General features: G+C 52.6%; 15 protein-coding genes and 1 tRNA gene. 8 read left to right on the top strand and 8 right to left on the bottom strand.

The genetic code is table 11. The features are described 5' to 3' along the window. Positions 1-9 precede the first annotated feature (9 nt). Positions 10-2,907: a caspase family protein gene (locus DEV76_RS24695; RefSeq protein ID WP_109700634.1), complete on the bottom strand. Its 2,898-nt coding sequence runs from the start codon at positions 2,905-2,907 to the stop codon at positions 10-12. Between the two features lie 197 nt (positions 2,908-3,104). Between DEV76_RS24695 and DEV76_RS24690 the strand changes: the two genes are divergently transcribed. Next, entirely contained in the window at positions 3,105-4,952 is a 1,848-nt protein-coding gene (locus DEV76_RS24690) for a hypothetical protein (RefSeq protein WP_109700633.1), read from the top strand. Continuing rightward, entirely contained in the window at positions 4,952-8,095 is a 3,144-nt protein-coding gene (locus tag DEV76_RS24685; protein WP_109700632.1) for an ATP-binding protein, read from the top strand. The genes DEV76_RS24690 and DEV76_RS24685 overlap by 1 nt, the downstream gene beginning before the upstream one ends. 6 nt (positions 8,096-8,101) lie before the next feature. Here the strand turns inward: DEV76_RS24685 and DEV76_RS24680 are convergent, their stop codons facing one another. The 6 genes from DEV76_RS24680 to DEV76_RS24655 are packed head-to-tail and all read right to left on the bottom strand — an operon-like array spanning position 8,102 to position 17,959. Beyond that, positions 8,102-9,124: a sugar kinase gene (locus DEV76_RS24680; protein WP_109700664.1), complete on the bottom strand. Its 1,023-nt coding sequence runs from the start codon at positions 9,122-9,124 to the stop codon at positions 8,102-8,104. Between the two features lie 49 nt (positions 9,125-9,173). After that, positions 9,174-9,644: a RidA family protein gene (locus DEV76_RS24675; RefSeq protein WP_109700631.1), complete on the bottom strand. Its 471-nt coding sequence runs from the start codon at positions 9,642-9,644 to the stop codon at positions 9,174-9,176. 14 nt (positions 9,645-9,658) lie between these two features. Further along, positions 9,659-10,960, bottom strand: a complete 1,302-nt coding sequence (locus DEV76_RS24670) for a GntP family permease (RefSeq protein WP_109700630.1) — start codon at positions 10,958-10,960, stop codon at positions 9,659-9,661. A 13-nt stretch (positions 10,961-10,973) separates the two neighbouring features. Continuing rightward, a complete protein-coding gene (locus DEV76_RS24665) occupies positions 10,974-13,202 on the bottom strand; it encodes a glycoside hydrolase family 20 protein (protein WP_198652225.1) in 2,229 nt (742 codons plus the stop codon). A 47-nt stretch (positions 13,203-13,249) separates the two neighbouring features. After that, positions 13,250-14,791 carry a SusD/RagB family nutrient-binding outer membrane lipoprotein gene (locus DEV76_RS24660; RefSeq protein ID WP_109700628.1) on the bottom strand — a complete coding sequence of 514 codons (1,542 nt, stop codon included), beginning with the start codon at positions 14,789-14,791 and terminating at the stop codon, positions 13,250-13,252. Between the two features lie 18 nt (positions 14,792-14,809). Further along, positions 14,810-17,959 (bottom strand): SusC/RagA family TonB-linked outer membrane protein, encoded by a 3,150-nt coding sequence (locus tag DEV76_RS24655; RefSeq protein WP_109700627.1) that lies wholly within the window; start codon positions 17,957-17,959, stop codon positions 14,810-14,812. 352 nt (positions 17,960-18,311) lie between these two features. On the opposite strand from DEV76_RS24655, the gene DEV76_RS24650 reads away from it, so the two are divergent. Further along, positions 18,312-19,094, top strand: coding sequence for a DeoR/GlpR family DNA-binding transcription regulator (locus tag DEV76_RS24650; RefSeq protein ID WP_109700626.1), 783 nt, complete (start codon positions 18,312-18,314; stop codon positions 19,092-19,094). Here DEV76_RS24650 and DEV76_RS24645 read toward each other — a convergent pair. Further along, complete coding sequence (locus DEV76_RS24645) at positions 19,089-19,439, bottom strand: MmcQ/YjbR family DNA-binding protein (protein WP_109700625.1); 351 nt, start codon at positions 19,437-19,439, stop codon at positions 19,089-19,091. The two genes, DEV76_RS24650 and DEV76_RS24645, sit on opposite strands and share 6 nt — an antisense overlap. A gap of 52 nt (positions 19,440-19,491) precedes the next feature. Here DEV76_RS24645 and DEV76_RS24640 point away from each other — a divergent pair, with 52 nt between their 5' ends. From DEV76_RS24640 to rsgA, 5 genes are all read left to right on the top strand, one after another. Next, complete coding sequence (locus DEV76_RS24640; RefSeq protein WP_232827039.1) at positions 19,492-20,526, top strand: MBL fold metallo-hydrolase; 1,035 nt, start codon at positions 19,492-19,494, stop codon at positions 20,524-20,526. Positions 20,527-20,651: 125 nt separating this feature from the next. Continuing rightward, a complete protein-coding gene (locus DEV76_RS24635; protein ID WP_157963097.1) occupies positions 20,652-22,334 on the top strand; it encodes a C25 family cysteine peptidase in 1,683 nt (560 codons plus the stop codon). A 120-nt stretch (positions 22,335-22,454) separates the two neighbouring features. Then, a complete protein-coding gene (locus DEV76_RS24630; RefSeq protein ID WP_109700623.1) occupies positions 22,455-23,399 on the top strand; it encodes a DUF5996 family protein in 945 nt (314 codons plus the stop codon). A 73-nt stretch (positions 23,400-23,472) separates the two neighbouring features. Continuing rightward, positions 23,473-23,559, top strand: a tRNA-Leu gene (locus DEV76_RS24625). A gap of 251 nt (positions 23,560-23,810) precedes the next feature. Beyond that, positions 23,811-24,872: a ribosome small subunit-dependent GTPase A gene (rsgA, locus tag DEV76_RS24620; RefSeq protein WP_109700622.1), complete on the top strand. Its 1,062-nt coding sequence runs from the start codon at positions 23,811-23,813 to the stop codon at positions 24,870-24,872. The last annotated feature ends 274 nt before the right edge of the window (positions 24,873-25,146 follow it).

Raw genomic sequence — 25,146 nt, 5'->3', positions numbered from 1 at the left:
TGTATCAGTTTAATGTGGAATGATCTGATTCATGATTTTTCGGATGCGTTCCGTATCCATTAGATACTCCGGATACTCCGGTGCGGCAACCGTTGCGGGGTCATGCGCATCCTTCATACGAAGGGCTTCCCCAATCACGGGGATTATTGCTTTCACGGCACCGCTATCGCGAAGGGAAACGGTCAGTATCCGTAACAGTTCGCCTGTGGTTTGCCCTTCTTCTTCTTTCCCGGTAAAAATGAGTGTGCCCGGTTCTGTGATTCCCGCCAGTTGTGCAAGCTGCTTTCCCATGCCATGCGTTACGATCTTAACAGATGTAATACCTGCTGCTGCAAGTGCGGAAGCGAGCATTCCGGCAATGGCAGCCGGGTTATCCGTAACTGTAAAATCAAAACGTGCCAGCCATTGTGGTGCGGCTGCATGACCAGAGAAGACACGCCACATCAGCTCCGCATTTCCGGCAATACCATCTATCAGCAACACAGCCGGCCCCTCTCCACCATAAACAGATTCCTGTTTCCATACTTTGCCTGATTTAGCGTAAACAGTCAGTCCGATGTTCCGCACAGCAATATACACACGCCGGAATTGTACATCAGGAGAAGGCAAATGAACGATCGCTATCCGGCTGGTTTTATCCTGGAACCCCACAGGAATATATGCCCCCGTAACAGGATCGGGAGCATAAGGGATAATTATATGGTCGGGCAGCTGCCTCACAGCCACTGCGGGAGCAGGCTGCAAAACATACAAAGGGGCTTCCGGCCGGAATGAGACGGCGGTATCGATCCTGATGGCAGCCATGCCGCCGTCCAGCGCATTTTCATTAATGTTATCGCCCCAGGCCGCGGGGTCTGCCGGGGATATTTTACGCTCAGGTAATAATGTGAGTTTGCCGGTAAACGCGTCGGGTGTGGTAATTTCCAGCGGTCCCAGCCGGAGCTTCTTACCTCCGTCTGACTGTATTTCCAAACCTTCAAAAGCAGTGGTAATACTACAGTTGAAGATGGACCACAACGGTGATTCACCAATGTCTTTCCCGAATGTATTTTTTGCTGACAGTCCAATCCCCCTGCTACCCGGCTGATCCAGCTCCAGAGAGGCCTGCGTAAAACGATCTACCCGAAAATCGGCTGTAGAAACCACGATCTTCAGATAGTCCGTGATTTCGTACCGGTTGTAGGTGGGATACAGTTCGTCGATGGATACCGGGATGGTGGTTTCCGTGCGGCCTTCATTTATATAGGAAAGGTGAACGGGATCACCGCCGCGTGTAAGCGGCAGATCACTGCGTAACAGCTCTGTGAATATATCGTATTTACTGCCAAGGTACAGTGCGCGGGCAAAACACTGCTCCACAGGTGCGTTAGCTTTCAATGCAATACTGAGGGAGAATCCCGGAGAGTCTCCATTGTGGTAGGTTAATGCAACATCATCGCCCGTAACTGTACCGTCTGTTACTGACCATTTCAGTTCAAAATGTTCGCGCCCGAGGTGCGGATCAAGGCGTTTCCAGTCGCGCACCGCCAGCCAGTTGGCCACACGGTGTGCATGGTCCAGAAACAGTGCGGCATTGGGTGTACGACGGAATAATGGCAGGTTCCTGCCGCTTTCCAGCAATACAAAACTACCATCTGCTGGCCGGAATACTTCATATCCTGCCCCGTTTACCCCGAACCGGAGATCCATCAGCGGATAACGCCCTGCCCTCCAGGCAGTTTCCAGCAAATGATCGGGGGCACTGCAGATCGTAACTGCAGGCGCGGCAGCCCTGATTACCGTAGCGCGGGCAGTTTCTGAAGCTTCATCTAACCCGGGCAGGTCAGCAAGCGCAAACATGGCTTCCACTTCACGAAGCTCTGTTTCGATAATCGTAGCTCCATCGCGTACCTGCAGTAGGGTACCCGGTACGAGGCCGTGTATCGCACCGCCGAAAACTTTCCAGCGTTGCAGGCTCACGTCGAACAGCACATCGAATTGTGGTACAATCGGCTGCAGGGCATCTGAGAGGAATTTGCGGTCGAGGTCAGCATCGTTGGTGGCAAACACAACAGGATGCTGCTGGCCTGCTGCGGAATTCACTACCGACTGCAGCCGCCACATCAGATCGCGGTATGAGGTAGTTCCACCGTTTGCCCGGAGCGTATCTGCCAGGCGGGCGGTGAATAGCCCGCCACGCCACGATTCCTGTGCCAGCTCATCGCTCCGACAGGCAGCCAGGTGAACATACCTTGCAATGGCGGGTTTCATTTCGCCGTTAACTGCCGTATAAAAACCGGGTGCATCGTGGCCGAGGAGATCTGTAAACGCCAGCTGCCTCCCCGCATCGGCATGGAAACGGGTACGAAACTCCTTTGAAGTACCCTGCGGCCGAAGGGCGCGGGTATTGCCCCCGGCATGGCAGCAATCTGTGATAACGAGGCAGTGGGCCTCGGTATTGCCAAAAGCCTTCCAGAGCAGGTAAGCCAGTTCTTTATTGGTAAGGTCACGAGCCCCGGTGCGGCTGTCTGCACAAACTAGTGTTTGCAGTTTGCGGCCGGGGTTATTGAAATGAAACTGGGGAGGCGCCTCCGTTTGTGAGCCGTGGCCGCTGTAAAAGAAAACGCAGATATCGCCAGCTTTGGCTTCTTTGAAATGGCCGAACAGCTGTTGCGTAATATTTTCGAAAGTAGCAGGCTGCCAGGAGACCGGAGTACCTAAAGCGGTGCCATATTGTTCCAGCAACCGGGCATCGGCGGTATTGGGCTGAAGGTAATATGCGGGCAGATAATTGAAGCCTTCCTGCGCAGCACATTGCTCACGGAACAGGCGGTCCATTTTGAGCACGTCTTGCACACAACCGCTGAGCGGACTGTCGGGATAAGCGTTTATGCCGGCGAAAGCCGCATAAAATCGACGTTCTTGCATATGCTGTTCTACAGTTTTAAAGGAGATCCGGGGTTATGCCGAATGAGCTAACTTGTTTGGTTCTGGGGTTATCGTCCTGACTAATTCGTTGAAAAATCGTACCTTAGGTAACAGATTGTGACTCCAAATTAACTCCAAAAGTTGAGATTTCCAGCGGGCAGAGCGGAATTTTATTTACCCCCAATTGCGCGTTACTAATGAAAAAAATCATCATTGCCTTTGCAAATCATCCGCAGGCGCCGTTGCAATCGGTAACGGAGGAAGACGAGGGCATTCATAATACGCTCATAGCGGCTAACCGGGGTGATTACAGCATCCACCGGGAGTCTTTCGCTACGGTCGCCAATATGAACAATGCGTTTTCCACCTACGGTTCAGACATTGCTATCTTCCATTACGCCGGTCATGCAGGCGAACAATCCTTACTATTTACTGACCAGGCTGCCAACGGGCAGGGCCTCGCTTACCAGCTGAAACCCAGTGCAGCGTCGGGCGCACTGAAACTGGTGATCCTCAACGGCTGTTCCACGGGCGCGCAGGTAGCACAATTGCTGGAACTGGGCGTTCCGGCAGTTATTGCCACTTCTGCAGCCATCAACGACCGTTCCGCACGCATCTTTGGTGTGGAATTCTTCAAAGGAGTTTGCGTGAAACGAATGAGCATCCGGCAGGCTTTCGAAGCCGCACTCGCCGCGGCTCAACTTGCATCTGCAGTACCCCTCGGTGTGGATGCACCTCCATCGCGAGATCTTAACCTCCCCGGCAAAACACCCCGCGAGCCATTCTGGGGACTATTCTTTAACAATGCTGCTGCGGTAGATCAGAATCCCGTACCAGCAGAAGTAAAGACGGTTCAACCTACAGAAGAACCCAATATCCAGCTTACACAAACATTGTTCGCCGCACTGGTGAAAGATGGCAACCTCCCGGCCAAACAAATCGATGAACGCCGGCAAACCGAAATCATCGAAGATAATGTCATCCAAAAAACCATCCTCGACGTGCTCCCCCACCCCATCGCCATACAGCTCAAAACGCTGTTTGCTGCCGAGTACGGGGCGGAGGGATTAAAACAGCCCGGCCTAAAAAGGCTCGAGCAGATAGGTCGAGTTTTCCACATCACTTCCGAGTTCATGGGCATCATCATGATCTCCCAGCTATGGGAACTGAAAATCATGCAAAAAGTAGCAGAACTGCCCGATGAGATGATGCAGCTGCTGGATAAATATTTCAGTCTGTCGATTGCCGACCGTTCCGTATACGACTATTCCGCACTTATCCGTTCCATCCGCAAATACATCGACACCTTACCAGATGTACAGTATTTCGTAAGCGAACTCAGTACACTGCGCGATAGTGACCCGGAAAACAAACCATTCGGGGAAGCCTGTGAATACCTGCAATATATCCGCTCCGCCACTTACGCAGGATATGGTTCCTCCGGCCAGCCAAAGATCGCGGAAACAGAGGTACCCGGCATGTGCATAACAGCCGAGGCTATGCTCAGTACGGTATTCGAGCGGCTGGGGTTCCTTCACCGCTACACGCTTACCAGTATTCAGAATATCCGCATCAACAAATACCGGCACGATACCCTCACCGTATTCGACCACCAGGTAGTGAAGCTCATGAACTCCAACGCCAGTCATGAGATCAATTATTACCTGCTTGCCAAACACCTCGATAACAGTGGTGTGGTACTCATCAAGCAGGTACTTCCGGTTTTCAATGTGGAAAGACGGCAGTACAAAGGGGATTCGCTGGAGTTCCTCAATCTCTCACCGCTGGTGGTGGATGTAAATGCCTTCGAAAGCAGGGCAGACAGATCAAACCTCGTCATCTTCGGGCAATACCAGCCTGCAGACGATACCTACGTTTTCCGTACCGTACCTAAGCCCGATGAGGCCATGGATTATGTGCGGATTAACATCAACCGGCGGTTTGCGCGCAACGAGCAACAGGAGCAGGGAAGATATGAGGCCGTTTGCCAGCAGCTCACCGCCTTCCGGAAATTCGCCCAACAAGCCTTAACCCCGATACCGTAATGGAAAGCATACTCAACAGCCCCTTTAAGTTCCTGGACCCTTACGGCAGGGATGACTACAATATCTTTTTCGGGCGCGACGAAGAAGTAAACGCATTGTATCAGCACATCCACAAGAACCGGCTCGTGCTGGTGTACGGCACCAGCGGTACCGGCAAAACGAGCATCGTGCAATGCGGGCTGCAAAACCGGATGGACGATACCGACTGGTTTCCGCTGTTCATCCGCCGGGGCGATCAGCTGGTGGATTCCCTGCTGGCCGTTACCGAAATGGCCGCGGATACAAAAGCCGTAGAGATGCCTGCCACCTCACTCACCGGCAGCCAGCAATATAAAAACGCACCGCAGGTATTACGCGCGCGCCCGGCATCCAGCGATGCGCCGGAGAAAATATATGCCGCGCTCAAAGGCATTAACCTGCGTTACCTGCGCTCCGTTTATCTCATCTTCGACCAGTTTGAAGAGCTGCTTATTATGGGCAGCGAAGAGGAAAAGGCTAATACCATCCGCATCATCGATCACATCCTCACCGATCCGGAGCTGCAGTTCTGCAACTTCCTCTTCATTATGCGGGAAGAATTCTTTGCAGGCTTGAGCCGCTTCGAAAAAGACATCCCCGACTTCTGCGACCGCCGGTTGCGCATTGAGCCGATGAACAACCGGAATGTGGAAGAAGTGATTGTCCGGTCGTGCGAGCGGTTCAATATAGAACTGGAACAGGGGGCGGACAATGCCAGGGAAATCATAGCAGTATTATCCGACCGGCAAACAGTATCACTCCCCTATCTCCAGATCTACCTCGATCAGCTGTGGCGAACCGTTTACCTGAATACACCCAACAAAACGGAACCGGGCAATTCCACCTGGCCGCACCTGCGTTTCAACAGTACTATCATCCGCCGGTTCGGCTGCCTGCAGGATGTGCTCGACCGCTTCATGCATGAGCGTATACACGTGATCCAGGAGCAATTGCAAACCCAGTTCCCCGACCTGCCTGACAACTTCGTGGGTAACGTACTGGATGCATTTGTAACGAGTGAGGGCACTAAAAGACCCGTTCCCTATGCGCGTGTAAACAGCGGGATATGGTTTACCGGTCAGGTCCCCAAATACCTGCAGGGACGATCCTCTGCATTAATGAACACCTGTCTCTCGGAACTGGATAAAAACAAAATATTACGGTCCGACGGACAAACCTATGAACTGGCGCACGACATTCTCGCCAAACTGATCGACAACCGGCGTACTGAAGAACAGCGCCGCGCGGGATTCACAGAAAGGCAGATCAACAGCCGGTACGACGGATTTAAGAACAACGCCAGCGATCACCTGAGCGAACGCGAGATCATCTCTTACGGACCATACATAAAACAACTGAACCTTTCGCCGGAGGTGACGGCATTTTACGAAGCCAGTATTAAAAAGCAGGAAGAAGTAAAGATCCAGCAGGCCATAGAAGCAGAACGGACAGACCGCCTGAAACGCCGGCAGAAACGCTGGAAGCTGGGATGGATTGGCTTCGGGATACTGTTACTTGTCACTACCGCACTGTACTTCAATCAGGAGCGGCTGCAGCGGGAGTTCAACCGCAACGAGAGCCTCGTGTATATGGGGTACGACCTTGCCGACAAAGATGCCGCCACGGCACTGGGGCTTTTCGGCATATTTCGCACGAAAGTGTATGGAGAAGATACTTCCATGTTAAATCTCAAGCTGAAAGAAACGATGCAGCTGCAGGCCGCGCAGGCGTTGTTTGCCCGCTGGGATTACGACCTGCCTTATGTGAAAGTGGAACAGATCGATATAGATATTTCTGATGACGGGCAATACATCGTTTACAATGTGCGCCCTAAAGAGCGGCGGGATTCCGTGAGGAATTACATACTTTCTACCATCAACGGGCAGATCGTGGAAGAATTCGATTCCGTGCAGTATGCCTGTTTCGCGGATGGAGGTAACATTCTGGTATTAAGCCGCAGTAGTATGTTGCAGGAAGTACCCCCTCCGCCAACCAAGATGAAGAAGCAACCTGAAAAAAGGCAATACAGGAAGTTTAGTCAGGCTACGCTGTATGACTGCGATAAACGCGTGCATATTACCATGCCGCTGGACCCGGGAGAGCATTTGCACGGACTGGCGGATATTTCACAATATGCCAATAATTCTGAAGAGTCTTACAACGTGCGTGTTCTGGCCAACGGGAACATTCTGGTCCCTTACCAGAGCGATATCCAGGACCTGCTGATGCTTCTCTCACCAGACGGGCGCCTTATCCGCCACATCCCCTCTCAATCTACCATTACCACCTCGCGCGACGGCCGGCGGTTCATGAACATGTATTTCGACGGAGGTGATTATCCCGCACTGCAGATATTCAATGAAAACGGACAGCTGCTACATGCGATACGTGATGAGATCACCTACGCGGATTTCACCGACGAAGGCTCTCCCATTTGGGGCAGCACATCTTTCTGCCACATCCTTCACGGCAACGATACCCTTACCTACGACGCCCCTGCCAATGCGAGCATCAGTTATGCATACGGCAATGTGGCTACCGGGAAAATTGCGCTAAGGGTGAATACGACTGATGAGGTGGAAAATTCCATGATATACCGGGAAGGTGTAATTATTGCGGATATCAACAACGGTAAACAGGAATTTTATCCGGGCATTGCCACAGGTATAGATTTCGTGAAAGGCGGCCTGGTTACCCGGCTAAACAATCCCAACGCCAATGGCTACGATGCCAAAACCGATACACTGCGGCGATACGATATTTCCGGCAATCAGCAACCTTCGCAATACCTGGTACCGGAAGGGATCGATTTCGTGCAATACAACCGCACTACCGGCAACGTACTAACCTTTACCCGGGCCAACCAGCTCTTTGTACTCGACGACCGGCTCGGGGTCAAAAAAGGGCTTAAACTGACTTCTAACGATACGTATGGAATGGCCCGGTCAGGGAAAGCATTCTTTTATGCACGCGACCGCTACCTCACCGTATTTGACAATGACAGTGCACGCCTCAACGTATTTGATCAGGCGTCTATCTGGGCGCGGATCAGCAGCCCGGGATCGCCGGTGAAGCCTATTACGGACAAAAAGCGCATCCGTGAGCTGGGCCTGAACTTTAAATAAACAATATTAGCGGGAGATACGGGTATTGATACCCCGGCTCATCATGGCCTGCACCTCTTCTTTGGAAAACAGGGGCCAGTCGCCGGGAATGCTTTGTTTGATGATACCGCAGGCGGTAGCAAAGTCGATGGTATCCTGCGGGGAGAAGCCCATCATGGTAGCATATAACAACCCGCCTGCAAAAGCATCGCCCGTACCGATGCTTTCCCGCACCTGTGGCAAGGCTACTTTGAGGTGGCTGAAAAAGGCTTTACCGGCCGTCATGAGTGCGGCCGTATACATCAGTTGCCCTCCTTCCTGTACGCGGAAGCTCATTGCCAATGCCTGCAGATCGGTCATAAACTGATCTTTCAGCGCATGTGCGGCAGTTTCGAATTGTTGTTCCCAACTCCGGGAAGCATCCGTCTCTAATCCAAAATATACATGACAGGCATCCAGGTCCGCCACTGCGATGTGGCATTGTGCGAGCAGTGCGGGCATTACTTCCCGTGGATGCTTACCATATTGCCATAGGCGGGAACGGTAATTGAAATCGGCGGATACATTGATTCCTTTGTTGCGCGCGGCATTGATAGCTTCCGCACACACTTCGGCAGCGGACGCAGATACTGCAGGGGAAACGCCGGTCCAGTGGAAATGCGTTTGCCCATCCAGCACATCGTCCCAATGAATCATGCCGGGCTTCAGTTCTGAAAAGGCACTGCCGGCACGGTCGTAGATGACCTGTACCGGGCGGATGTGGTTACCGGTTTCTGAGAAGTAGATGCCCAGCTTTTGACCGCCGTAGAGCACGTTACTTACGTCCACTCCCTGCCCGCGCAATTGCGCGATGCCGGCCAGCGAAAGATCGTGGCCCGGCACCCGCGTTATATACTGCGCCGGAATACCCAGCCGCGCCAGTAATACACTCAGATTAGCTTCTGCACCTGCGTAGAAGGGCGTATAGCCAGAGGTTTGCAGAAAGCGGCTGTCGCCACTGCTGTGCAGCCTCAGCAATAATTCTCCGAATGTGGTGAGCGATGGGATCATATCCGGGTATTTTCCGGGAAAGTAGGACTTTTCGGGAAAATCAGCGAAGTCAATCATGTAATTCAAACAGCGCTTCAATTTCCACAGGGATGTTATCCGGCAGTGAACCAAATCCCACGGCACTGCGCACGCCTATCCCGTTTTCCGTTCCCCATACGGCGGCGAACAGTTCGCTGCAGCCGTTGATGATGTAAGGATGTCTTTCGAATTCAGGTGTACAATTCACCATTCCCAGCACTTTAATAACCCTTTTCACCCGGTTCAGGCTTCCCACATGGGTTTTGATGGTAGACAGCATGGTGAGCCCCACCTGCTGCGCGGCCAGTTTGCCGGCTTCCATATCCATGTCTTTCCCGATACGGCCGATGATAAGGGATTTGTCGTTCTGCACTGGTCCGTGGCCGGAGAGGTAAAGGTACTTCCCGTCGATCAGGTAAGGCTTGTACACCCCCAGCGGCGCGGGTGCCGGAGGCAATACCAATCCGGTCTTTTCAAACTGCTCTTCTGCATTGTAATTCATAAGATATCCTGTTTTTATAAGATCAATTGTAACAGTAAAATTCCTGCCATCCCGGCCACACCTACCAATGTTTCCATAACCGACCACGACAGCAGGGTGCTTTTAATGCTCAATGAGAAATACTCCCTGAACATCCAGAACCCGGCATCGTTGACATGCGAGAACATGAGGCTGCCCGCGCCTACGGATAATACCATAAGGTTGGGATCGGCCAGTCCGGACTGCACCAGTGGCGCCACCATGCCTGCGGCGGTAAGACCAGCGATGGTGGCAGACCCTACGCAAGCACGGATAATGGCGGCCATCATCCACCCCAGTACCAGGGGAGGCACAGGCCAAGTTTGCATAGCTGCTGCAATCTGGTTGCTGACGCCCGTTTGGGCCAGTACCTGCTTCAGTGCACCTGCTCCGGCAATCACCAGCAACACCGGCGCAATATCCTTCACCGCCTCTCCACAGATACGCATTACCGTGGCCATATCCTTCCCCTGCATCCGCCCCAGTGTAAGGCAGGCGGTGAGTACACAGAACAGCATTACCACGGAAGGATCGGCTGCGAATTGCAGCCAGGGCAGGCTGGGCCAGAAGTGCAAAGTTACGGCTCCTGCCATCAGTAACAGCACCGGCAGCAATGCCGTGAGGAAACTGGACATTTTGCCCGGCAGTGGCACATCATCATTTTCCGGTGCGCGGAACATGGTTGATTCTCCGGCGGGAATGCGCCTGAGGAACTGCGCGAACAGCGGTCCCGCCACCAGGATGGCAGGCACGGCCACAACCAGTCCATACAACAGTGTTTTCCCCATATCGGCCCCAAACTGCTGCACCAGTGCAACCGGCGAAGGATGCGGCGGTAAAAAGCCATGGGTGACAGACAAGGCCGCCAGCGCCGGAAGCGCTGTGGCTACTGCGGGTAATTTATAGCGGTAAATGACAGAAAAAATCAACGGCACCATCAGCACAAAGCCCACTCCGTAAAACAGCGGGATGCCGATAATAAAACCCGCCGCCAGCAGCGCCCACTGCACATACTTTGGGCCAACCAGCTCCATAAGCGATTGGGCGATCTGCTTCGCTGCCCCGCTTTCTGCTACCAGTTTACCCAACATGGCTCCCAGTGCGAGGATGGGCAGCAATCCGCCTACTGTATCCCCGATACCTTTTTGCAATGCCCCGGGAATCGCCGGAAGTGGCAGGCCCAGCAATATGCCACCAACGATGGATACGAGCAGGAAGGCGAGGAAAGCGTTCATCTTACCCCAGGTCAGCAAAACGATCAGTAAAAGTATGCAGGCAGCAACAATCCCAAAAGCCATCCTTCCGTTTTTATTATTCGATAATCAATTCGTCTACCAACAACATGCTGTTGCCACCTGCACCATATTCCCCCTGTGGAATTTTTCCTTTGTTCCGGGCTGTCACTTTCACAAACCGGGCTTCTGCCGCACGCACTTCCAGTCTTATGGCATTGATGCCGTAAACGGGGAAGCGGTCTGTAGAAGCAACGGGAGTATAATTTACCCCGTCTGTAGAAATAAAGAATTGCAAGTCTGTTGGCTCCCACATCCTTTGCCAGTGATAGTTCAGGATATTGGCTCCCACCTTCCGGATCGTTCTTTTAGCGCCCAGGTCTATCACCACTTCGAGATCGCGGGCGGAGAAGCCCAGCCACTGTCCATCGTTGTAGCGGTGCGTACCGGATATACCGTTCACCAGTGTTTGTGCACCGGCATTGTACTTCGTGTTGGGAGGCTGTTGCAGCATCACCTTTGCTCCCGTTGCGAGCTGCACCAGCAACTCCCGGCGCAGCTTCCGGTCCGGGCCACGCTCCTTCCGCCACGCTTCCAGTATCGTGGAAGATTTAACGGTGAAGGGGCCTTGGTAAAGCTGAACCGGTCCATTGCCCAGGCGGTATTGAATGGCTCCGGTACTTTCCAGCGAAACGCGGATACTTCCCGGTTTGCCGGCTTCTGCATGCATCACCACCTCATCAGGGATCAGTGAAGCATCCATGTTGCTGAGGCGCGCCAGGAAACCGGGCCACGATTTTTTATCTGCACGACTCCAACCGGTTTCCGCAACTGCCAGTATGCGGGGATAGAGCATGTACAGGGCCTGTTTTTCGGTGGGCAGATACTCGCTCCAGAGCTGCCCCTGCACACCCGCAATGAGTTCGGGCAAAGGAGGCTCCCAGTTATAAACTTCCTGCAGCGGAGTGTAACCTCCTGCAGCAACGGGCTCGTCGTTATATAGTGAGATGTAATGATCAAAGTAATACTCATCTTCCGGTGTCATGATTACCCGGTGGCCCTGAGCTGCAGCCTGTGTAGCACCTTCCGTACCGCGCCAGCTCATAACAGTAGCGCCGGGAGCCAATCCGCCTTCCAGTATTTCATCCCAGCCAATCAGTTTACGGCCCTTCGCATTGAGCCACTTTCCAATGCGGCGCACGAAATAACTTTGCAGCGCATCTGCATCCGGGAGCCCTTCTTTCTCCATCCGTGCTTTACAGGCAGCGCAGGCATTCCAGCGGGTTTTAGGGCATTCATCGCCGCCGATATGGATGTATGTTGAAGGGAACAGGGGCAACACTTCCTCCAGTACATCTTCGAGGAACTGGAACGTACTGTCTTTCCCGGCACAGAACACATCATCAAACACACCCCAGAAGGCAGCGGTCTTGTACGGCCCGCCGGTACAACCCAGATGCGGGTATGCGGCAAGGGCCGCCTGCGCATGTCCTGGCATTTCTATTTCCGGGATTACGGTGATGCCTCGGGAAGAAGCGTAGGCAACAATCTCCCGCACTTCATCCTGCGTATAATAGCCGCCGTATTTTATGCCATCGAAGCGGTGAGGCAGCTCTTTCTTATGGCCAGTCATGGTTTCATCGCGCCATGCGGCTACCGATTGCAGTTTAGGGTATTTCTTTATCTCGATCCGCCAGCCCTGATCATCCGTCAGGTGCCAGTGGAAAGTATTGAATTTGTAACGGGCAAGACTGTCGATATACCCTTTCACGAAATCCACTGAAAAGAAGTGTCGGCTTACATCGAGGTGCATACCACGGTAAGCGAAGCGCGGATAGTCCGAAATTTCGCAGGCTGGGAAGGTCACCTGCCCGTTACGTTGTTTCCACAATTGCCGCAGTGTTTGCACGGCATGAAAAGCACCGGCGGTATCCCGCACGGTAATGGTTGCATTACGGGTAGTTATCAGGAGATGATAGGCTTCATCTTTTTTAACAGCATTCGTATCCAGCAGGAAAACAATATCTCCGCCGGTTCCGTTTTTTAATCCCGCTTCCTTTTGCAGATATTCACCCAGCAAAGCTGCGGCATTGGATAATTCGCGGGGGAACTGCATACCGGCAGCATTGCGTAAAGTCAGGACACCGGGTAAAGTACGGTAAGATGCCGGCACCGGTATCAGCTGAGGGATAACCGGTGCAGGCAACGTCCGCGAAGAAGCGCCGCCGGACTTCACCACTCTGGAAGCCCGCGGTGCCGGCGCTTCCTTATCGGAAGCGCCGGGCCGCTGGGCCCTTGTTGTTGGCAAGGTCAAATGGTAAAACAGAATGAGAAAAACTAAGAAACGCATCAGTGTTATTTATCCCACCAGATGCGGGTTGTCAATAAATCAGCTCCCTGACGGGATACGGCCGCGTCGTAATTAGGACGGTTACTACCCTGCTCGGTTCTGCTGTAAGGCAGTCTGCGGGGAATTGTACCATTGGTTTGATTATCCTTTGCATTTACAGGCGTCAGTACTGGATAACCCGTTCTCCGCCAGTTAGCATAAGCCTCCTGCTCATCGAACAGCGTTGCCACCCAGAACTGGCTGTGGATCTGGCTCATCTGATCATTGAAGGTACCTGCCAGCGGATGTGCTGCAGTATAGGCATTGATCCTATCCGCCGGTATACGGCCAGCTGCGCCAAAAAGCGCCCAGTTCCGCATGGCGATCTCAATTCCTTCTTTATATGCCTGTGCAGCGTTGCCAGTAGCCCAGGTGCGAAGGATAGCCTCGCTAAGCAGGAAACGCATTTCTGCGGCAGATACCACGATCAGCGGTGCTGAATTCTGCAATACAGTGGCCGGGTTAGGCTCGGAATACGTTACAAAATCATTCGGACGAACTTCCGTTCCATTTGGCATCCCTTTCTGCAAGGCTGCCGAAGTATCGGGCACACCGCCGTTCCATACTACCGAGATAACCGGCAGACGGGGGTCGTTATTGGATTTCAGGAAATCGATAAGCGTTTTGCTGTACTTACCGTTCTCTGTATTATCCGCGCCTTTGGAGCTGGGTTTCAAATCCTGTCCAACGAGCTCAAACACCACCGGGTTCACATTATAGGTTTGCGAACCGCTGCCGTACTGTACAACAGCCTGGTCTTCCTCCTGCATAATGATGCCGCCTGCAATGGCTTTCGCTGCCCACTCGCGGGCTTTTTCCGGCGCTACTTTCGACATGCGCATGGAAACGCGGAGCATAAGTGAATATGCCAGCTTCTTCCATTTGGCGATATCGCCTTTGTACACAAAGTCGGCCGCAGCAAACTTCAGCTGTCCGTTATCGAAAGAATTAGCAGCGGACTCCAGTTCACGGAGCATACCATCGTAGATGGAAGCCTGTGTGTCATACTTAGGTTGAAAGATCCCTTCAACAGCGCCTTTGTTAGCTTCTGTGTAAGGCACTTCGCCATACAGGTCGGTAATACGCTGCTGGATGAGGACACGCCAGATGCGTGCGGATGCGGCTTTATTCACCAGTTCAGGCTTCCCTTCCGTGGCACGGAGCAATTCGAAGAGCGTAGTGAGCACATTGGTATATGCAAAGCGGAAGTACTGGCCCTGGTAAGCATCCACCTGACCGTACTTATCCCCACTGCCTGCCAGCGTCACATCTTTTGCAAAGGAAAAATGCTGTATAAAAGCACCGCAGGTGAGGTACGAGGTGTAGAAATACACACGGTCGTACACATAGTTCCCCTGTAGGATGCTTTGTGAAAACAGGAAATCGACATTGGGTTTGGTAGAGGCATTGGGATTGGTATTCATTTCCTCAAAACCCTTATCGCACGAAGCGAGGCCCATGGATGCGCCCAGCAGAAGCGCGTAAGTATATTTGGCTATGCGTTGCATGATCGTTCTTTTTTGCGTTTACAGTTTAACCATCAGATTCAGGCCGAAGCTACGGGTGCGGGGCACGCCAAACATCTCAAAGCCCTGCGCGTTGGAGTTGTTGAAAGTAGACTCAGGATCTACATTCGGTGTTTTCTTATGCAGGATGAGCAGGTTGCGCGCTACGAAGGAGAGCGAAGCTCCCTGGAATTTCACCGCTCCGATCTTCTCGAAAGGCAGCTTATACCCCAGGATCACCTGGCGCAGTTTAATGAAGTCTGATTTGTATACAAACCGCTCCGACTGTGCCTTCCAGTTATCATAATACCCCTGCAGATCTGCATACTGAAGTGTTTTGGTGAAAGGCGCGCCTTTATCATCCACACCATTCACGGTTAAACCGCCATCGCGGCCCGGCAGTGTGATATCCGTTAAACCGAAGCGGGTGCCGTACAGGTTGGTACCGGAATATACATATCCGCCAAAGCGGGCATCCACCAGAAAGCCGAGGTTAAAACGGCCATAACGGAAGTTGTTATTGATACCGCCATTCCAGGGCGCTACACCCGTGCCGATCTCTTCAGGCGCGATGGTAGCCATTTCCCAGCCATTGGCTCCGTATACCGCCTGCCCCTGCGCATTGCGGATGATCTTGGTAGCATTGATCATGCTGAAGGGCTTACCTACAACTGCCGAGATGGTAGCGTAACCATTCACTGCACGGTCGATCTCAATAGACTTGATCCCATCCGCAAGACGCACCACTTCGTTTTTGTTGTAAGCGGCATTCAACGTCACTTCCCAGCTGAAATTCTTCTTCTGAATAGGAATACCGCTCAGTAAAAGCTCCACGCCTTTATTGCTCATTTCACCGATGTTGATATTGGTGAAGTTGTAACCGGAACCCTGAGAGATGGTGATGTTCACGATATCGTCTTTAGTACGGCGGTCGTACACCGCGAAGTCTGCAGACAAGCGGTTATTGAGGAAGCGCGCTTCAAAACCTGCTTCCAGTGTTGTATTCGTATACGGACGGAGTTTCCTGTTAGGCGCGGTGAGTGTACCACCACCGGCACCGGCTACCTGCGAAGGTGTTTGCAGCGGTTGCTCGAAGTGACCGCCACCGGGTACCAGGTGATACGTCTGGTTCAACGCATACGGCTCCGGCGCACCACCGCCTACCTGTGCCCAGGAAGCACGGATCTTGGCGAATGTGATGGCCTTTGGCAGATTGGCAGCTTCGCTGAGGATGAAGCTACCGCCGAAGGATGGGTAGAAGATATTATTGTTCTCGGGATCGAGGGTAGAGAACCAGTCGTTACGGCCTGTTACGGTAAGGAAGAACATGTCTTTATACCCAAGGTCGGCCGAAGCGAAGAGGGAGTTTACCCCTGAACGGCGGAGCACATTGGTAGTGGTGAGGCTGCGAACATTGGAAGGATCGTAGAAGCCCGGCTCTGCGAAGAAGTTACCGAGCAGGATCTTGTTCTGCGAGCGGTACCGCTGGCGGTTGCCGCCTGCAAGTACATCCACTGTGAAATCGCGGCCGAAGCGGCCCTGATAGTTCAAGGTCAGTTCAGCATTGGTTTCTGTAATACCGGTGGTATGCTCCTGATAATAACCACGCGGTTCGTAGGCAGTTCCGGAAGGCACTACCCCCAGCCAGTTAATGGTGGTATAGTCGTGCGTTACACGGCCGCGGACGAACAGGTTATCGAGGATATTGAATTTAGCGTTCAGGTTTCCGATGAAGCGGTCGCGGTCGTCGTTATTGATGAACTTGTTCACCGCCCAGTATGGATTGGTAGCGAAGCCGGAAGGGTTCCAGGGCGTTTCCTGACCCGTGCTGAGGTTATACCCCGGGGCCAGACTCCGCACATCTACCGTGCTGGCCAGCATGTAAGTACCCCAGTTAGGGTTACCGGTAGCGTCCGCCACGTTGGAGCGGCCTTTCGCCTTTTCTTTGTTGTATTGCGCGTAACCTTCTACTGTGAGGCGTTTATGGAGATTGGCTACCACACCCAGACTAAAGATCTTTTTATTCAGTTCTGAGTTAGGGACCAGACCGCGATTGTTCATGTCTGACATAGACAGGCGGTAGGTTCCCAGCTCGCTGCCACCGCTTACGGCCACCGTATTGGTGAAAGTAGTACCTGTGCGGTAGAAGTTTTTAATGTTATCCTTTTGTGCAACATAAGGGCGGGATACGCCATCGAACTGGATCACATTGGAGCCATCCATTTTTGGGCCCCAGGAAAGGCGGCCGGAGTTAATGGCTTCGTTCTGGGTAGTGGGTTTGTTACCGCGAGTACCCTGACCGTATTCTGATTGCCAGTCGGGCACGATGGCCGGAGTTTCGAGGGTAATGGTGGAATTGTATTCCAGACCAATGCCCTTCTGTTTGAGGCCGCGTTTAGTGGTGATGATAACCACCCCGTTGGCTGCGCGGCTGCCATAGAGGGCAGAAGCGGTAGCGCCTTTAAGGATGGAGATAGTCTCGATATCGTCCGGGTTAATACCGCCGATACCATCGCCACGGTCGGCATTGAGGCCGATAGAAGCGTTGCCGGAAGCTGGTACGTTGGAAGTGGAGTTATCGAGCGGCATACCGTTGATTACATAGAGCGGCTGGTTGTTGCCAAACGAACCGTTACCACGGATCACTACGCGGCTGGAGCTGCCGGGGCCGGCGGCAAGGCCGGATACGGAAACACCCGCTACTTTACCCGTGAGCCCTTCCACCATGTTAATCTCCCGGGCCTGCGTGAGGTCAGCGCCTTTCACTTCGGAAACGGAGTAGGTTACTGCTTTACGGGCCTTTTTAATACCAAGTGCCGTAACCACCACTTCGTTGAGGGCTTTTGTACTTTCTGTGAGCACCACATCGATGTTGGTTTGACCCGGCTGCAGGGTAACGGTGGCATTGTCGTACCCGATGAAAGACACCACGAGTGTAACCGGAGAAGACGAAGCAGGAATGGAGAGGGAAAATCGGCCGCCGGGATCGGATACAGTACCGGTACCGCGGGCGCTGGCGAGGGAAACGGAGGCGCCGGGGATTTTTTGTCCGTCGGCACCGGAAACCGTGCCGGTAATTTTAAGGGATTGGGCCATACTTTCCAGACACAGGAACATACTGCAAAACAATAGGAGCAGTCGTGGAAAAGCAGCCAGTTGGAATGTTTTCATCTCGGTGGTTTGGTTGATAAATAAGTCGGATAAATGCAAAATTCTTGACTCAAATTACGCATTATTGCAAGATTTGCAAATTATTTGCAGCTATTTTTAGCAATAATTGCAAATAGTTATCTAGTATGTCCGCAGGAATTGCGACTTCATCTACACAACCAATTGTATATCAATATATATAAACTACCAGCCATTCTCAACTGGAAAAAAATTAACGCAAAAACATCAGTTTGTATTCAAAAATTGCGAAATTATGGGTCAGAATATTATTTTTACCGGTGATTTAACCGGAATTCTTTGCATAACAGGGAATTTTCAGTAAAATTCATTTGCAAGCGCAACTAAGATGACTATGGACATTCAATCGCAAGACCAGTTACCCCCGGTTTCCCTGACCAAAAAGGCCAGGAAGGAACTAATCATTAAACAGGTTAATATTCATACCCGGATCACCTACAGTGATCTGGTTGGGCTTATCAACGTGTCGGAGGATACTATCCGCCGCGATGTGAATGAGCTGGCGGAAGATGGTGAAGTAGTGAAGATTAAGGGCGGCGCCATGTCTATCGCCTATCATTACGGCCATGAATCGGAGACCTATGCGCAGAACAACAAGGTGGTTATAGCCGAAAAAACTTTGCAATTATTGCAGGATGATATGATCGTACTCATCGGTGGCGGCACTACCATCCGGGAGTTCATCAAAAAGATCCCTCCCACCCTGCGCGCCACCTTTATTACCGTGAACGTATTATCTGCCGTGGAACTGCTCGATAAACCCATGATCAAAACGATCGTTATCGGCGGGCAGATATCCGCCTACAGCCAGATGACCGTAAGCGGTGAAGTATTCGAATACCTTTCAAACATCCAGGCCGACCTCTGCATCATCGGCACCAACGCCATAGACCCGGCCAACGGCCTTACCGACTCCGACTGGGAAACCATCCAGGTAAAAAAGGCCATGATCAAGGCGGCAGATAAAATCGCCATCCTTGCCATCGCCGAAAAACTCAACACCTCTATGAAAATGAAGATTGCAGATCTTCAGGAAGTACATTACCTCATCACGGAACTGCCTGCCGACAGTCCGGAGATACAGCCCTACCGCGCCAAGAACCTCACCATCTTATAGCCCGTTCTGCAACCGGAAATGCTCCTGCAGCTTAGGCGGAGCGGCATGATACCAGGCGCTTTGCACGGCATCCACCAGCTGGCTTTTCTTTACTTTACGTAAATCAACGGTAGTCCAACCCTGCAGGCCCCACCCGCCGGGCACCGGATAAAAAACTCCCGGCGCTGCTTTACACCAGGCCGCCTGCTCTTCGGGGGTAAACGGAAAATTAGCCGTATTGGCATCCTCCAGCAGGGTAGCAAAGATCTTCCGCTTCGTACGGAAAGCCTGACGGTCGAAGTGCTTCACTTCCGTGGTTTCCGGCATAGACAAGCAAAGCTCCCGGAATGTGGCAATTGTGATCATACCACAAATGTACGCGCTGCTTCCGCCTCCGGATTGTAAAAATCCGACATCTGTGCTTCAGCAATTCAGCACGCTTCGTACATTCGCTGTCATGGAATGGAAATCTCCCAACTACCGTAACGGTGTTTTTCACAATCAGGAACATACCGTGCTCATGTCTCCCGACTCTTCGATGCTCAAAGCCTTCTTCAAATTCATGCGCAAACCGCGCAGCGTATACCCGCCCGCACCATTGCCGGCCCTGCGCCGCAATCTGAAGGAACAGCTGACTGACGAAACCTCCGTTACCTGGTTCGGCCACTCCTCCTATCTCATCCGCATGAACGGGCAAAACATCCTCGTAGATCCCGTGTTCAGCAACCATGCATCCCCCGTTCCCATTTTCGCCAAAGCCTTCACAGGGTCGAATGTATTTGGACCGGATGACATGCCGGATATTGACGTGCTCATCATCACCCACAACCACTACGACCACCTCGACGGCCGCACCATCCGGAGCCTCCGCAACCGTGTGGGCGAAGTATATACCGGGCTTGGCGTGAAGGCTGATCTTGTACGGTACGGCATCCCCAAAGACAGGATCCGGGAAATGGACTGGGGCGAAAGTACCCAACTTCCTGCAGGACTATCCCTTACTTCAGCCCCTGCCCGCCACTTCTCCGGCCGTGGTGTGAAAAGGAACCAATCCCTCTGGTCTTCTTTCATCCTTGCATCAGGAAAGGAAAAGATCTATATCGGCGGCGATTCAGGATACGGCCCGCATTTTAAATCTATTGGTGAACAGTACGGTCCGTTTGACCTCGCCATCCTCGAAACCGGGCAGTATAATACCGACTGGGCCTCTATTCATATGATGCCGGAAGAGGCAGTGCAGGCCGCCAAAGACCTCCGCGCCAAAGGCATGCTGCCGGTACACTGGGGCAAATTCGCTCTCGCCTTCCACCCCTGGGATGAACCCGTTCGCAGAACTGTTGCCGAAGCACAGAAGCATAACATCCCTGTAGCCACTCCCCGCATCGGAGAAGCCACCGTGCTGCATAAGCCTTTCCCTTCCACGCATTGGTGGGAAGAGGTGAAACTGCCGTAGGCCGTACATTCCGCAAGCACCGGCGCCGTAGAAGTACGCAAAACTTCAGGTATATGCTACCTGTTCGAAGGATATGGGCAAATGTAATTTTGGGTCGTTGTTTAACCTCAAAAAAAGCATTGAAGATGTCCAACGAAAAGCAACCCCAAAAAGGCGGACCCATCGCCGGAGAAAAACAGAGCCTTTCCAACCTCGCCACCGTGCGTACACAGGTGCTGCAGGACCGGACCGTGTTCAACATGCAGGCAGTAGGCCGCAATTACAAACTGGCGCAGGCCTATCAGAGCGTGCGCAATCTGGAGCTGAGAGACCCCAATAAAATCCGACTCAGTTCTTTCGCTGAATACGCTCAGATCAACAAGAGCATCCTTGAATTGCCGCCCCTCATCGACGAAAAGCCACGCCCCGCCGCACCGGCAGCAGAAAGCTACCTCAATACCTACAGCTGGCTGCGCTTCCCCAAAGGCAAAGTGCTCATACTCGTGCATAAAGACGTGTATGTTGCCACCAAAGAAAAAACCGACCGTTACATCCTCGATCTCGCCCGCGACGGCTACTGGGCTACCCTGCACGTCGTTAACGGCGGTAAGCCGGCCTTCATCCGCAATTACATCCGTAGCAAAAGCCCTGTAGGCTGTGTAATGGTAGGCTCCATCCCCGTGGCATGGTTTGAAATGAGCGACGACTTCCACGGCGCCAGCACCGAGTTCCCCTGCGACCTCTTCTACATGGACACCAATGGCACCTGGAGCGATACCGATGCCGATGGTAAATACAACGCCGTTAGCGGTGATGTAACTCCTGAGATCTGGATAGGCCGTATGTGGACGCCCACCCTTGGTGGAAACGACGCAGCTTTGCTCAACAATTATTTCGACCGCAACCACCTCTTCCGCACCGGTAACCTCGGCCACAGCCGTTCCGCACTGGCGTATGTGGAAGATGACTGGACCAGCTTCGACGATTGTGAGATGGACCTGATGACGCCCGCATCTTTCATCACCAAGTACACCAACCCCAATATCACCGACGCCGATCTGTACAAAGACGAAGTGAACAAGATGCGCTCCTTCGTACAGCTTTGCTCCCACTCATCGCCACACGTACATTCGTTCCACATCCCTTCAACGGGCACTACAGAATGGATCGACCGCAGCTATTTCCGCGACAGCCGTGCCCCGAATGCACACTTCTACAACCTCTTCTGCTGCAGCACAGCCCGCTACACGCAGGATGATTACCTGGGCGGATGGTATATTTTCGATAAAGCAGGTGGAGAAACCAATTACGGACTTACCGCGGTAGGCAGCACCAAAACCGGTTCTATGCTCTTCTTCGCAGACTTCTACGATCCCATCGGCAAAGGCAAATGCATTGGCGATGCGATGGTAGACTGGTGGAAGGCACGCGGCACCGATCACGACCTGGGCGAGCGCCAATGGTTCTATGGTATGAGCATCCTGGGAGATCCCACACTCACCTGGTGGAAAGGTGCCATTCCCCGTGCAATTGAGCCGGCAGACGGAAGCGTATTCAACCACTATCCCCGCACCATGACGTTCAAATGGCTGCCCGTAAACATTCCCGGTGCTACTTACAGCATTGAGATCGATGCTTTCGGTGCCGTGAACGCCGGGCAGTGGGCCGCACAAAGCTTCCGCAACTTTGCCGTGTTCCACAACATTGCCGGTACCAGTTTCAACTACAACTTCGTAGGCGCTCAGCCCGGAAGGTGGAGAGTACGGGCCAAGATCGGAGACCGCTACTGCGCATGGAGCTGCTGGTGCTATTTCCGGTTCACTGTATAAGGGAGTAATTCTTCAGCATAAGACGACAACGGCCGCCCCGGGTTAATTTCCCGGGCGCGGTCGTTTTTATGGGTACAACCAAAGTGGCGCGGGATTGTTTTTATAACAAACCCAAAAGCTATGGCAACAAAATGGCCCGTACTGGACTATAACTCCTGGAAAGACACACTGGCTACCGTACACCGCTGGACGCAGGTTATCGGTAAAATCCGCCTGCGCTCCATGCCCTGGCTCAACCACTCCTGGCATGTGACGCTGGCCGTAAGTCCGGCAGGATTGAGCACAGGCAGTATGCCTTACCCCGGCGGGCTTTTCCAGATCGATTTCGATTTCATACACCATCGTTTGCGGATAATTACGAGCGCCGGCAGCCAGGAAACCCTGGAGCTGCGCCCCATGGCCGTAGCCGATTTTTACAACGCCGTATTCGAGAAACTGAAAAAGCTGGAGGTAGACGTGGAAATTTTCACCATGCCGAGTGAGCTGGAAGATGCCGTGCCTTTTGAAGATGATTACACCCACCGCTCCTACGATGCCGCACGCATGGAAGAATGCTGGCGGGCTCTGGTACATATACATATTGTTTTTACCCGGTTCCGCGCCCGCTTTACCGGCAAGGTGAGCCCCGTCCACTTCTTCTGGGGCGCCTTCGACCTGGCGGTTACCCGCTTCTCAGGCCGCGACGCTCCCCTGCATACCGGCTCCGCGCCCAATATGCCTGCCCGCGTGATGCAGGAAGCCTATTCGAAGGAAGTAAGTTCCTGTGGTTTCTGGCCCGGAAGCGATGCATTTCCGGAAGCAGCGTTCTACAGTTATGCCTATCCGGCCCCGGAAGGTTTTGCAGAGCAGCCGGTAAAACCGGAAGGCGCATATTTCAGCCAGGAACTGGGGGAATTTCTTTTACCCTACAGCGTGGTACAACAATCGGCAAATCCTGAAAAAACACTGATGGATTTTCTGCAAAGCACTTACGAAGCAGCGGCAAACGCAGCACAGTGGGACCGTTCAGCACTTGAATGTGATTTAACATCTTTCGAAAATGACTACGGATGTTTCCGGGTGTGATATTTTTTTGCGTCAGAATTTGGAAAATTCCGGGAATAATCTACCTTTGCAATCCCGAACACAAACCAGGGATGCCCAGATGGCGAAATTGGTAGACGCACTGTGTTCAGGTCGCAGCGCTCGCAAGGGTGTGCTGGTTCGAATCCAGTTCTGGGCACCAGAAAAAGACAAATCGGTTTATACTGATTTGTCTTTTTTCATTTCAGGTCATAACCCCCAATTTTACTACCTTTGTAACTTATGACACGCCAATCAACATATAACCTCCTGTCGATCATTGCTGCCTAACGCAGGCCCACGAAGCATCTCCGCTTTGATACTCCCCGGCTACCTGCGTTAATTTATTCAATTCATTTATTGATTTCAGCTTGCTGTGCCCTATCAGCATAAGCAAGACAGCAACATTATACCATGCCGACATTACAGTCGTACGGATGGAACGAGCATTTCATGCGTCATTCCGAACAAATCAACTCACAGTCCCTCGAAGTCGCGAGGGTATTGTCCATCCAGGGATTCAAACACCTCCTGATCACCGAAACCGGCAACGTGGATGCGGAACTCGCAGGTGCACTCCTGAACAGCCGCGAGCCTGAAGCCTATCCCAAAGTAGGCGATTGGGTACTGATGAAACGTTATGATGAAGAAGGCATCATCATCGACATATTGCCGCGTATCAACGCGCTCAGCCGCAAAGCGCCCGGCACGCAAAGCACACGCCAGGTACTGGCAGCCAACATAGACGCTGCATTTATCGTGCAGGGGCTGGACAGGGATTTCAACCCTATGCGCCTGCAACGTTATCTCCAGCAAACTGTACAGTGCAATATCCGGCCGGTTGTCATCCTAAACAAGGCCGATCTCGTCCCCGACCCGGAAACATACCGGCAAGCGGTGCTGGAACTGGGATATGATTGTCCGGTGATACTCACCAGCGCGCTCAACGAATCGCAGCAGGAAGCGTGGACGCGCCAATACCTTCAGCCCCGGCATACTTACATCCTGCTGGGATCGTCGGGCGTAGGCAAAAGTACATTGCTCAACAGCCTGCTGGGTTACCGGTTACAGGAAGAAGGCACCACCAGCACCTCAAACAGGAAGGGGAAGCATACCACTACCGCCAGGCATCTTATATTGCTACCCAATGGCAGTATGATCATTGACGTGCCGGGCATGCGGGAGTTCGGCGTTACAGGCGAAAGCGGAAACGAAGGCGTTCACCACCCGCTGATAAACGAGCTGGCATCTCAATGCCGGTTTGGCGACTGCACCCATCAACATGAACCCGGATGCGCCGTTACAACCGCTGTTCAGGACGGCACCCTGCCGGAACTGGTGTACCGCAGCTACCTGAAACTCTTGCGCGAGCAATACCATTTCAAGGCCAGCGAAGCCGATAAAAGGCGAAATGAAAAGCAATTCTCTAAAGTTGCCAGGCAAATATTCAAACATCGCAAAGACACCAAGTATTGATGCCGTAATATTAGAATAGTGGCCTGTAAATACACAGGCCGCTATTTTTAAACCGCAAATATATTTTAGACCTATGAGGAATTGGTTCGAGAAAAGCACACTCCGGTGCAGCAACAATTTAAAACCCGCGATTTTCGCGGTTTTTTCTTTTACATAAATCTCTCCCACACTCCACAATAGCCATTCAGTTTTTTCATTAATTTACATCCAATATCACGGCTTCCACCCCGAAGATCATCCGACAGGATAAGTAGCTTTCCACTCCACCGATGAT

The organism is Chitinophaga deserti (genome assembly GCF_003149455.1).
GTDB lineage: Bacteria > Bacteroidota > Bacteroidia > Chitinophagales > Chitinophagaceae > Chitinophaga > Chitinophaga deserti.
This window is presented reverse-complemented; position numbering and strand designations above follow the sequence as displayed.

Coding starts and splice junctions, on each gene's coding strand:
- DEV76_RS24695 (WP_109700634.1), bottom strand. CDS start 2,907: ATGCAAGAACGTCGATTTTATGCGGCTTTCGCCGGCATAAACGCTTAT.
- DEV76_RS24655 (WP_109700627.1), bottom strand. CDS start 17,959: ATGAAAACATTCCAACTGGCTGCTTTTCCACGACTGCTCCTATTGTTT.
- DEV76_RS24680 (WP_109700664.1), bottom strand. CDS start 9,124: ATGATCCCATCGCTCACCACATTCGGAGAATTATTGCTGAGGCTGCAC.
- DEV76_RS24690 (WP_109700633.1), top strand. CDS start 3,105: ATGAAAAAAATCATCATTGCCTTTGCAAATCATCCGCAGGCGCCGTTG.
- rsgA (WP_109700622.1), top strand. CDS start 23,811: ATGCCGACATTACAGTCGTACGGATGGAACGAGCATTTCATGCGTCAT.
- DEV76_RS24685 (WP_109700632.1), top strand. CDS start 4,952: ATGGAAAGCATACTCAACAGCCCCTTTAAGTTCCTGGACCCTTACGGC.
- DEV76_RS24635 (WP_157963097.1), top strand. CDS start 20,652: ATGTCCAACGAAAAGCAACCCCAAAAAGGCGGACCCATCGCCGGAGAA.
- DEV76_RS24660 (WP_109700628.1), bottom strand. CDS start 14,791: ATGCAACGCATAGCCAAATATACTTACGCGCTTCTGCTGGGCGCATCC.
- DEV76_RS24675 (WP_109700631.1), bottom strand. CDS start 9,644: ATGAATTACAATGCAGAAGAGCAGTTTGAAAAGACCGGATTGGTATTG.
- DEV76_RS24670 (WP_109700630.1), bottom strand. CDS start 10,960: ATGGCTTTTGGGATTGTTGCTGCCTGCATACTTTTACTGATCGTTTTG.
- DEV76_RS24650 (WP_109700626.1), top strand. CDS start 18,312: ATGGACATTCAATCGCAAGACCAGTTACCCCCGGTTTCCCTGACCAAA.
- DEV76_RS24630 (WP_109700623.1), top strand. CDS start 22,455: ATGGCAACAAAATGGCCCGTACTGGACTATAACTCCTGGAAAGACACA.
- DEV76_RS24645 (WP_109700625.1), bottom strand. CDS start 19,439: ATGATCACAATTGCCACATTCCGGGAGCTTTGCTTGTCTATGCCGGAA.